This window comes from Stenotrophomonas sp. Br8 (assembly GCF_014763005.1).
Classification (GTDB): domain Bacteria; phylum Pseudomonadota; class Gammaproteobacteria; order Xanthomonadales; family Xanthomonadaceae; genus Stenotrophomonas; species Stenotrophomonas lactitubi.
In genome coordinates, this window is the sequence record NZ_JACGTN010000012.1 from 98,426 (window position 1) to 108,916 (window position 10,491).

General features: G+C 67.4%; 7 protein-coding genes. All 7 read right to left on the minus strand.

Going from position 1 to position 10,491, the window contains the following annotated elements; translation table 11 throughout:
- Nucleotides 1-208 precede the first annotated feature (208 nt).
- Complete coding sequence (locus H3005_RS11810; protein ID WP_223880213.1) at nucleotides 209-982, minus strand: TrmH family RNA methyltransferase; 774 nt, start codon at nucleotides 980-982, stop codon at nucleotides 209-211.
- A gap of 52 nt (nucleotides 983-1,034) precedes the next feature.
- Nucleotides 1,035-2,552, minus strand: a complete 1,518-nt coding sequence (locus tag H3005_RS11815) for an alanine/glycine:cation symporter family protein (protein WP_089236620.1) — start codon at nucleotides 2,550-2,552, stop codon at nucleotides 1,035-1,037.
- A 216-nt stretch (nucleotides 2,553-2,768) separates the two neighbouring features.
- Nucleotides 2,769-3,308, minus strand: a complete 540-nt coding sequence (locus tag H3005_RS11820) for a GNAT family protein (RefSeq protein WP_100553415.1) — start codon at nucleotides 3,306-3,308, stop codon at nucleotides 2,769-2,771.
- A complete protein-coding gene (locus tag H3005_RS11825; protein ID WP_100553416.1) occupies nucleotides 3,301-6,426 on the minus strand; it encodes an efflux RND transporter permease subunit in 3,126 nt (1,041 codons plus the stop codon). Before H3005_RS11825 ends, H3005_RS11820 begins: the two co-directional genes overlap by 8 nt.
- The gene (locus H3005_RS11830) at nucleotides 6,423-7,529 is read right to left on the minus strand and encodes an efflux RND transporter periplasmic adaptor subunit (RefSeq protein WP_100553417.1); all 1,107 of its coding nucleotides are present in this window, start codon (nucleotides 7,527-7,529) and stop codon (nucleotides 6,423-6,425) included. The genes H3005_RS11825 and H3005_RS11830 overlap by 4 nt, the downstream gene beginning before the upstream one ends.
- 317 nt (nucleotides 7,530-7,846) lie before the next feature.
- The gene (locus H3005_RS11835; protein ID WP_191078253.1) at nucleotides 7,847-9,910 is read right to left on the minus strand and encodes a TonB-dependent copper receptor; all 2,064 of its coding nucleotides are present in this window, start codon (nucleotides 9,908-9,910) and stop codon (nucleotides 7,847-7,849) included.
- 72 nt (nucleotides 9,911-9,982) lie between these two features.
- The gene (locus H3005_RS11840; protein WP_100554192.1) at nucleotides 9,983-10,366 is read right to left on the minus strand and encodes a DUF2946 family protein; all 384 of its coding nucleotides are present in this window, start codon (nucleotides 10,364-10,366) and stop codon (nucleotides 9,983-9,985) included.
- Between the last annotated feature and the right edge of the window lie 125 nt (nucleotides 10,367-10,491).

The following is a 10,491-nucleotide window of genomic DNA, read 5'->3' on the forward strand; positions in this document are numbered from 1 at the left end:
ATAAGGAAACTTTCAATTCGTCATGCATGCTTTGCGCATCGCACTGTCAGGAAATCCACCGGGCGTTGCCCGGCGCTACCGGTGAACCGTGCATGCCGTGCGTAGTGCAACGCAGGAGGCACCTTCCCGGCATGAGGAAATCCCGCACGACGTGGATCTGCTCCGATCCGCGGGCACCGGCGTTACCCGGCGCCCGCAAACCCACCCATCAGCGGCGCTGGCTGACCCACTGCGCCAGCAGCACGGCAGTGGCGGAAGCGACATTCAGGCTTTCAACCGCGCCACTGCCGGGAATCGACAGTTGCTGGTCACACTGGCTGGCCAGGCCGCGATCCATGCCTTCACTTTCCGCGCCCATCACGTAGACCAGGCGGGCCGGCAACGATGCGCGGAACACGTCATCGCCACCGTCGACCAGGGTCGCGGCAAGGCCGAAACCGGCCGCGCGCAGCTGCGCCATCGCTTCTGCGTCTTCAGGCAGCTGCACCAGCGGCACCGACTCTGCTCCGCCCTCGGCCACGCGTGCGGCCGCGCCGGACAGTGCCAGCGTGCTGCTGGCAGGCAGCAGCAGCGCCTTGGCACCGAAGTGCGCGGCAGAGCGCAGGATCGCACCGAAGTTGTGCGGATTGCCGACGCCATCCAGCCACAGTGCCAGCGCCGGGCCTTCGCCCAGTTCGGCCAGCCACTGCGCCAGCGGCACCACCGGTGCGCGCAGCACGTCGGCCACCAGGCCTTCGTGATGGGTGGTGGCGGCCAGCTTGTTGAGGTCGCCCTCTTCCACCACGCGGTAGCCCACGCGGTTGGCCACGCACCACTTCAGCACCGGCTGCATGCGCGGAATCAGCGACTCCACCAGGTACAGCTTGCGCAGCGCCTGCGGACGCTTGGCGAACAGGGCCTGCACCGCGTTCCAGCCATACAGGCGCAGTTCGTCGTTGCCACGCCCCGGTGGCGGCGGGGTGCCGCCCTCACGCGGTGGCAGCGGGGTGGCCCGCGGCGGTCGCGACGACGGGCGGCGGGCATTCTTCCAGGGATCATTCACTACGGGACAACTCCAGCTTGCGTTGACGCCAGAAATCGGCGTTCTTGATGCCCAGGGCATCGGGGTCGAAGATCGGATCCAGGCCGAGCTTCTTCTGTCGTTCGTAATCGCGCAGCGCCAGCATGGCCGGCTTCTGCACGATGAGGATGGCGATGATGTTCAGCCAGGCCATCAGGCCTACGCCGATGTCGCCCAGCGCCCAGGCCAGGGTGGCGTTGTGGAAGGCACCGAACACCACCATGCCGATGATGCCCAGGCGCAGCAGCAGCACGGTGAACGGCCGCTTCCTGTTGTGGTTGACGTAGGTCAGGTTGGTTTCGGCCATGTAGTAATAGGCCATGATCGTGGTGAAGGCGAAGAAGAAGATCGCCACCGACACGAACGCCGAACCCCAGCCCGGCAGCACCGCTTCCACACCCGCCTGCGCGTAGCCCGCACCTTCTGGAATGCCGGCCAGGCCCTGGAAGATCGGCTCAGCACCCGCGACCGGCGAATACACGTTGTAGGTGCCGCTGGCCAGGATCAGGAAGGCGGTGGCGGTGCACACCATCATGGTGTCGAAGTAGATGGCGAAGGCCTGCACGTAACCCTGCTTGGCCGGGTGCGAGACCTCGGAGGCCGCCGCAGCGTGCGGACCCGAACCCTGGCCGGCCTCGTTGGCGTAGATGCCGCGCTTGATGCCCCACTCCACCGCCAGGCCCATCATCGCGCCGAACGCGGCGTGGGTACCGAAGGCGCTCTTGAAGATGATGCCGAACATTTCCGGCACGCGGTCGTAGTTGATGATCATGATGACGATGGCCATCAGGATGAAGCCGGCCGCCATGAACGGCACCACCACTTCGGCGAAGTTGGCGATGCGCTTGACGCCACCGAAGATCACCACGCCCAGCAGCAGGGCGACGACGATGCCGATGCCCAGCTTCAGCGCCTGCACCGATTCCATGCCGAAGGACTGGCCATCGAGCGGACCGCACAGCGCGGTGCCACGGCATGCATTGATGATGCTGTCGGCGATCGCGTTGGCCTGCACGCCGGGCATCAGGAAGCCGGCAGCGATGATCGTGGCGATGGCGAAGGCCATGGCATACCACTTCAGGCCCATCGCCTTTTCGATGTAGTAGGCCGGGCCACCGCGGTAGCGGCCTTCGGCATCCTTGGTCTTGTAGATCTGCGCCAGGGTGCATTCCACGTACGAAGTGGATGCGCCGAGGAAGCCCATCACCCACATCCAGAAGATCGCGCCGGGGCCGCCGAAGGCGATGGCGGTGGCCACGCCGGCGATGTTGCCGATGCCCATGCGGCCGGCCATCGACATGGCCAGGGCCTGGAACGAGGACACGCCGGCGTCGGATTTCTCACCGGACACGGTGAGGCGGCACATCTCGACGAAACCACGGATCTGCATGAAGCGGGTGCGCAGGCTGAAGAACAGGCCGGCGGCCAGGCACATGAAGATCAGCGCCTTGCTCCAGATGATGCTGTTGATGAAATGTACGGTAGCTTCCACGCGCGCTCTCTCCAGTCGGCGGGTTGTGAGGACGTCCCGTCGGCTGGAAGGGACCGGTCGATTCTCCCTGATCGAAGGTCGCTGCGATAGCGCCGGATGCGGGGGCGTGTTCTCCGCCGGGCATGGCCCGGCGCTACCCCCGGAGACGGCAGCACCTCCGGCGGCCAACGGAAACGGCGGCGCACCCGGTAGCGCCGGGCCATGCCCGGCGGCCTTTCAGGGCAGCGCGGTCCGCACCCGGGCGAATCGGCGCAGGTCATGCAGGACGCCGCGCTTGTAGACGGCGCAGCGCTCCACGCCCTCTTCCTGGAAACCGTTCTTTTCCAGTACCCGGGCCGAGCCCAGGTTGAAGTCGACCACCGTGGCCTGCAGCCTGAACAGGCCAAGCTCGTCCATCACCCAGGGCGAGAACAGACCGACCACACCGGTCATCAGGCCCCGCCCCCAATGGGCCTGGCCGAGCCAGTAACCCAGTTCAGCGGTATGCCCGCGCTCGGCCACGCCTTGCTGGGCACCCACGCTGCCGCAGGCCTGGCCGTCGATCTCGATGGCCAGGTTCAGGGTGCCGGGGGCCAGCACGCGCCCGCCCAGGAAGGCTTCGCCATCCTCGCGGGTGTACGGATACGGGAAGCGGTCACGCAGTCCACGCGAGACGTCCGCGTCGTTGGCGTGGCGCAGCAGCGACTCCAGGTCATCGCTGCGCCAGGGCCGCAGGAGGAAGCCTTCGCCGTGCAGAATGCGCGCCGGCTCAGGCATGACCACCCACCGACGGCGAGTCGGCCTCCTGCTTCTCCAGCTCGCGCTTCACCGCCTCCGGCGAGCGGGTATACGGGGCCAGCCGCGCGTAGAACGCCGGCACCACGAACAGCGACAGGAAGGTGGACAGGGTGACGCCGAAGATGATCACGATGCCGATGGTGCCACGGCTGGCCGAACCGGGGCCACCGGCCACCACCAGCGGAATCGCGCCGACCACGGTGGCGATCGAGGTCATCAGGATCGGACGCAGGCGCACCATCGCCGATTCGATGATTGCTTCGCGCACGGTTCGCCCGTCGTCGCGCAGCTGGTTGGCGAATTCGACGATCAGGATGCCGTTCTTGGCCGCCAGGCCGACCAGCATGACGATGCCGATCTGGCTGAACAGGTTCACCGTGCCGCCACTCAGCCACAGGCCGACCAGCGCACCGAGCACACCCAGCGGCACGGTCAGCATGATCGTCAGCGGGTGGATGAAGCTCTCGAACTGCGCGGCCAGCACCAGGTACACCACCAGCAGGGCCATGGCGAAGGTCAGCAGCACCGCGCCACCCGCGCTCTGGTACTCGCGCGATTCGCCCTTCCAGTTCACCTGCGCGTACTGCGGCAGCTCTTCGCGCGTCACCTGCTGCGCCCAGGCGATAGCCTCGCCCAGCGGGTAGCCGGGTGCCAGGCCGGCACTGATGGTGATCGAGCGCAGGCGGTTGAAGCGGTTCAAGGTGCCAGCTTCGGCCACTTCGCTCAGCGTGACCAGGTTGGACAACGGCACCAGTTCGCCGGAGGTCGCACGCACGCGGATCGCGGCGAGGTCGGCCGGGCTGGCGCGGCCATCACGGCCGGCCTGGACCAGCACGTCGTACTCCTCGCCGTTGTCGACGAAGGTGGTGACGCGGCGCGAGCCCATCATCGTTTCCAGCGCCGAACCGATCGCGGTGACCGGCACGCCGAGGTCGGCCGCACGCTGGCGGTCGATGTTCACCCGCATCTGCGGACGGGTTTCCTTGTAGTCCGAGTCCGGACCGACCAGGCCGGGGTTGTCGGCCATGCGCAGCAGGATGCGGTCGCGCCACTGCGCGATCTCGGCGTATTCCGGGCCACCCAGCACGATCTGGAACGGCTGCCCGCCACTGCGCACCAGGCCGCCACCGACCTGGGTGCGTACGCGCACGCCACGGATGGTGTCCAGTTCCTTCTGCAGTTCGTTGGCTACTTCCGGCGTGCCTTCGCTGCGCTGGCGCCACGGCTGCAGGAACACGCTGACGCGGCCGGTGTGCATTTCCTCGCTTGCGCCGAAGCCGCCGGGCACGCGCGGGTTGGCGCGCACGATCGGCTTGTCCGCGCCCACATGCGGGGCCAGCAGCGCTTCCACCTGCTGCACCTGCTGCACGGTGTAGTCGTAGCCGGCGCCCTCCGGGCCATCGATCATGATCTGGAACGAACCTCGGTCTTCGGCCGGAGCCAGTTCCGAAGGCAGCACTTTGATCAGCAGCCAGCTGGCCGCCAGCGCTGCGACCATCACCAGCAGATAGATCCACGTGCGATCGACATGATGATCGAGCACGCGACCGTAAGCGCCGGCCAGGCGTTCCAGATTGCGGTTGATGAAACCGTGCAGCCCGCGCGGGGCCTGCCCGGTATGCGGCTTGAGCAGCTTGGAGGCCATCATCGGGGTCAACGTCAGCGCAACGAACGCTGACAGCGCGACCGCTGCGGCCAGCGCCACCGCCAGTTCGCGGAACAGGCGCCCGGTATTGCCTTCCAGGAAACCGACCGGCAGGAATACCGCCACCAGTACGGCGGTGGTGGCAATCACCGCGAACGCCACCTGTGCGGTACCGCGTTTGGACGCCACCAGCGGTGGTTCGCCCAGGTCGATGCGGCGCTGCACGTTTTCCACCACCACGATCGCATCATCCACCACCAGGCCGATGCACAGCACCAGCGCCAGCAGCGTCAGCAGGTTGATCGAGAAGTCGAACGCGTACAGCGCGATGAACGCCGCCACCAGGCACACCGGCACCGTCACCGCCGGAATCAACGCCGCGCGGAAGCTGCCGAGGAACAACCAGATCACCGCAAGCACCAGGATCATCGCCTCCACCAGCGTCGCGTACACGCGGTCGACGGCGGCCTCGATGAAGGTGGTGTTGTCGAAGGCAACGAAGATCTGCGTGCCCTTGGGCAGGGTCAGCGCAACACGCTCGGCCTCGGCGCGCGCGGTGCGCGCCACGTCCAGCGAGTTGGCGGTGGAGGTCTTGACGATACCCAGGCCGATGCCGGGCTCACCGTTGCTGCGGTAATAGGCGCGACGCTCGGCCGAGGCCAGCTCGATCTTCGCCACATCGCCCATGCGCACCACGTAACCATCACTGCCCTTGCCCAGCGGGATGGTCGCGAAGTCTTCGGGCTTGATGTAGTTGCGCTCCACGCGCAGGGTGAAATCGCGGTCGGTGGATTCGATGCGGCCGGCCGGCAGTTCCACGTTCTCGTTGCGCAGCGCGGTTTCGATGTCGCCGGTGGTCAGCCCGCGTGCGGCCAGCTGGTCGCGGTCCAGCCAGATGCGCATCGCGTAGCGCTGGCGGCCACCGATGCGGACCTGGGCCACGCCATCGAGGCTGGAAAAGCGGTCGACCACGTAGCGGTCGGCGTAGTCGCTCAGTTCCAGCGTGTCCATGGTCGAGGACACCATGTTGAACCAGATGATCGGATCGGCATCGCTCTCGACCTTGGCGATCTCCGGTGGCCGTGCCTCTTCGGGCATGCGGTCGGCCACGCGGCTGACCGCATCGCGCACGTCGTTGGCCGCCGCTTCGATGTCACGGTTGGAGGTGAATTCGATGCTGACCTGCGAACGGCCGTTGGTGCTGCGCGCGTTGATCGTATCGATGCCTTCGATGCCGGCCAGCGCGTCTTCCAGCACCTGGGTGATCCGGCTCTCGATCACCGCTGCCGAGGCACCGGTGTAGTCCACCGACACCGAGACGATCGGCGGGTCGATGGCCGGCAGTTCGCGCAGGGTCAAGCGAGTGAAGGACATCACGCCCAGCACCAGCAACAGCAGGCTCATCACCACGGCAAACACCGGCCGCTGGATGGAGATGTCAGACAGCTTCATCCGCCGTGACCCTCGGCAGCGACCGGTGCTTCAGCCGTCACCGGCTGGGCGCCACTGGCGGGCGCGGCGTCGGTGGCCGCCACCTTCAGGCCTGCACGCAGCTTGCCGGTGCCGTCCACCACGATGCGCTGGCCTGCCTGCAGGCCCTGCTTGATCTCGACCACGCCAGCGCGGCGTGCACCGGTGACCACGTCCACGCGTTCGACGGTGTCATCGGCCTTGATGCGATACATGAAGCTGTCGCGACCGACCTGCACCACGGCGATTTCCGGCACCACCAGTGCCGGTCGATCAGGATGGAACAGGCGCACGTCTAGCAGCATGCCCGGACGCAGTGCGTGGTCGCCGTTGGCGAAGTCGGCACGCACAGTCACCGCACGGGTGGCCGGGTCGATACGTGCATCGATGGTGCTGACCTCGCCTTCGAAGGTGCGGCCCGGCCAGGCCACGCTGGTGGCCTGCACCTTGTCGCCGATGGTCAGCGCGGCCAGCTCCACTTCCGGCACCTGGAAATCGATGTGCATGCGCTCGACGTCGTCGAGGGTGGCGATCACCGTGGTCGGCGTCAGCAGCGTGCCCGGGCTGATCTGGCGGATGCCGAGGACGCCGGCGAACGGCGCGCGCACACGACGATCACCGATGTCCGACTGCATCTGCGCCACGCGTGCTTCGGCGGCATCACGGATCGACTTCTGCGTATCCAGGGTCGCGCTGGACACCAGCCGCTGTGCCGCCAGTTCGCGCTGGCGCTTGTACAACTGGTCGGCTTCGCGGAAGGTCGCCTGCGCCTGCACCAATGCGGCTTCCTGGGCCTGACCGCGCAGGGTCACCAGCGGCGCGCCAGCGGCGACCTGCTGGCCACTTTCGAAATGCACGCGCTCGACGATCTCGCTCACCTTGGCGGTCACGCTGATCGACTCGCGCGCCTTGGCCGTACCCAGCGCCTGCAGCGTGTCGCTCCACTGCATCGCCTGCACGACCTGCGCGGTGACCGGCACGGCTTCGCCCTGCCGACGCGCGGCGGCCTCCTGTTTGCCTGCGCACCCGGCCAGCACGGCCAGGCTGAGGCCAAGGGCCAGGGTCGAAGCGATACGAGCCAACATGAACAATCCTGAGCGATCCACGGCCGCCGAGTGTAGGCAAGGCCCCGCAAAAGCGATATGTGCCAAGCGTTTACCGGCGTGGAACGGGTGCTGCGATAGCGCTGCGCGCCCATTCCATGCAGGGGTCCGCAGCACGGTGTCGGTGTATGTCGGGATGTATCCCGGCGCGCCATGAGCGGCGACGCCGTCGTAGAGTCGGGAGGCCCGGCCGAGGGCGCCGGGCGGGGTCGGAACCTGGCGGGGATCCGACCCCGTTTTCTTTGGACGCAGGCCTTCTTTGCCCGGCGCATGGGTAGCGCCGGGCCATGCCCAGCGGATCAGTATCGGTAGTTCACCTTCATCCACAGGCTGCGGCCGGGCTCGTTGATGCGTACCGGATCGGCCGGGAAGCCGAAATCGGCGCTGCCGGCCAGATTCAGATGCTCGCTGTAGGCGCGGTCGAACAGATTGTCGACACCGGCGCTGAGCTGCAGCTGCGAACTGAAACGATAGGCCGCATTGAGCGCCAGCGTGGCGAAGCCACTGCTCGGCCCGAGGTCCTGCGCCACCACGTTGCCCTGCCCGTCCGCGACCCGGTGCTGATGGGTGACCGCGCGCACCAACGCACCGGCACTCCAGCGCTGGCCTTCCCAGTCAGCGCTCAGGCGCGCTTCCAGCGGCGGCATCTGCGGCAACGGGCGATGCTGGTCGCGGTTCTCGCCCCAGGCATAGGCCAGGGTGCCACCCAGCTTCCACTGCGCGTCGAGCTGCAGCTGCACACCGGCCTCGGCACCGGCGATGCGCGCCTGCACGTTGTCGGCCTGGCTCATGCCCATCATGCCGCTGCCGCGATAGGTGAACAGGATGTAGTCCTGGATCTGCCCCGCATAGGCGGAGACCCAGGCCTGCACGCGCGGGCCTTTGTATTGCAGGCCGACGTCGAGCTGGGTGGTGCGTTCGGGCTGGATGCCAGCGAACGCGTTGACCGCACCTGCCGGGCCATGATCGGGCGAGAACAGTTCCCAGTAGTCGGGCATGCGCTGGCTGTGACCAAGGCCGGCATACCAGGTCAGGCCATCGGCGAGATCCTGTTCGTAGCGCAGGAAGCCACTGCCCAGCCAGTCCCTGCGGCGCTGGCCGGCGGTGGGATTGGGCATGGCCATCATCATGCCGCCGATGTCGGCGCGCTCATCGCGCACGCTGGCACGATCGACGCGCAGGCCGCCGATCCAGCGCTGGTCGGTGCCGGCGCCGAGGGTCAATTCGGTGAACGCACCGTAGCGGCGGAAGTTGGCGTCGGTGTTCCAGTCCGCCTGTCTGTAGGTGCCGCGGCCCATGCCCATGCGGCCGCGATGTCGGCTGTCCTCGCCGTCGACGCCGGCCACCAGCTGCACGTCCTGCCAGCGCCATTCGGAGCTGATGCGCCCACCCTGCGTGCGGCGATCCACGTTCGACGCCATCGGCATCGGCATCATGCTGTGCGGGTTCGGCTCGCGCAGCGTGTAGTTGTCCATCACGTGGTCGGCTTCGTTGTAGTACACGTTGGCCTGCAGCGTGTCCCACGCCCCGGGCAGGTTGCGCTTCTCGAAGCGCGCGGCGTAGCTGGTGCGCTCGAACGCGGCACCGTCCATGCCGCGCCCGGCGTAGCGCGCGATCGCATCGCCGGCACCGGCGGATACTTCGAGCAGGGTATCGGCATCAGGCGTCCAGCCAACGGCTACGTCGCCATTCCACTTGCGCCATTTCGACGGAACCACATCACCGTTGCCGTCCTTGTAGTCATCGGCTTCGGAGCGATTGCCGCTGGCACGCACATAGCCCGTCGGATTGCCCAGGGTGAGGTCCAGCACCTGGTCGTTGCGGTTGCGCGAACCAACCAGCGTGCTGGCATCGGCACGCAGCCCGGGCTCGTCGAAACGCGGGGTATCACGCTCAAAACGCACGGTGCCCGCAGACGCACCCGCGCCCCAGCGCACGCTCTGCGGGCCCTTGATGATGGTCAGCCGGTCAAAGCTCTCCGGCGAGATGTAGGACAACGGGTTGTCCATGCGCGAGGGACACGCACCAATCAGATTGCCATCGTTGCTGAGGATATTCAGGCGCGAACCGAACATGCCACGCAGCACCGGGTCGCCGTTGGTGCCGCCGTTGCGGATGGCGGAAAAGCCGGGAACGGTCTTCAGGTAATCGGCGCCATCGCTGGCCGGCACCGGCTGTCGCGGCAGGCGCGGATCGGTCACCCAGTGCAAGGGTGAGGACGGTGCAGCGGCGGTGACCACCAGCGTATCCAGCGTCCGCGCATCTTCAGCGGGCGCGGCATGGGCGAAGGGCGCGGCCAAGGCAACGCCAAGGGCAAGCGGCAGGCGCGCACGGGCGCCCGCGTCGGGGAAAGTCATTTTCATGGGAACAGCTCCAAGGTACGCACGCGCGCACGACGCCCTTGCAGGCATCGTGCGACGGATTCGATAGGGAAATCAGCGGACGGTGGAGATCGGCGGCGGGCCACGCGCGGCGTGTGCCGGCCAATGCAGCAGCGGCAGTCGCAGCTGTGACCATGGGAACACCAGCTTCGGCCGCCACAGCAGTGGCAGCAGCAGCACCAGCACTGCCAGCCACGGCAGCAGGCGCATGGCCAGCACGCAGTACTCGCAGGCCTCGCCATGCATGGCGTGCGGATCGGCGGGCGGGCGGGGCACAGCCGGATCTGCATCGTGGTGCGCGTGACCGGCCATGGCCATGTCGTGCATGTCGTGGCCCATGGCCGTGTGGTCCATGCCTGCCATGCCCGCATGATCCATCGGCTGCGCCTGAAGCGCGCGGCTGACCAGCGGCGCGAGCACCATCAGCAGCGTCGCCATGAAGGCAAGCTGGAGCAGGGTTCGATGCAGCTGGACGGTACGGATCACCGCGCTAGTGTAGAGGTGCCCCCCGGGGGCGCCGTGCGACGAACCGTCGCAGGAGGGGGGGGGGGGGGGGGGGGTAT

Excerpts from the sequence above, each read along its gene's own strand:
- H3005_RS11820 (WP_100553415.1), bottom strand. The coding sequence starts at position 3,308 with ATGCCTGAGCCGGCGCGCATTCTGCACGGCGAAGGCTTCCTCCTGCGG.
- H3005_RS11825 (WP_100553416.1), bottom strand. The coding sequence starts at position 6,426 with ATGAAGCTGTCTGACATCTCCATCCAGCGGCCGGTGTTTGCCGTGGTG.
- H3005_RS11830 (WP_100553417.1), bottom strand. The coding sequence starts at position 7,529 with ATGTTGGCTCGTATCGCTTCGACCCTGGCCCTTGGCCTCAGCCTGGCC.
- H3005_RS11835 (WP_191078253.1), bottom strand. The coding sequence starts at position 9,910 with ATGAAAATGACTTTCCCCGACGCGGGCGCCCGTGCGCGCCTGCCGCTT.
- H3005_RS11840 (WP_100554192.1), bottom strand. The coding sequence starts at position 10,366 with ATGGCGACGCTGCTGATGGTGCTCGCGCCGCTGGTCAGCCGCGCGCTT.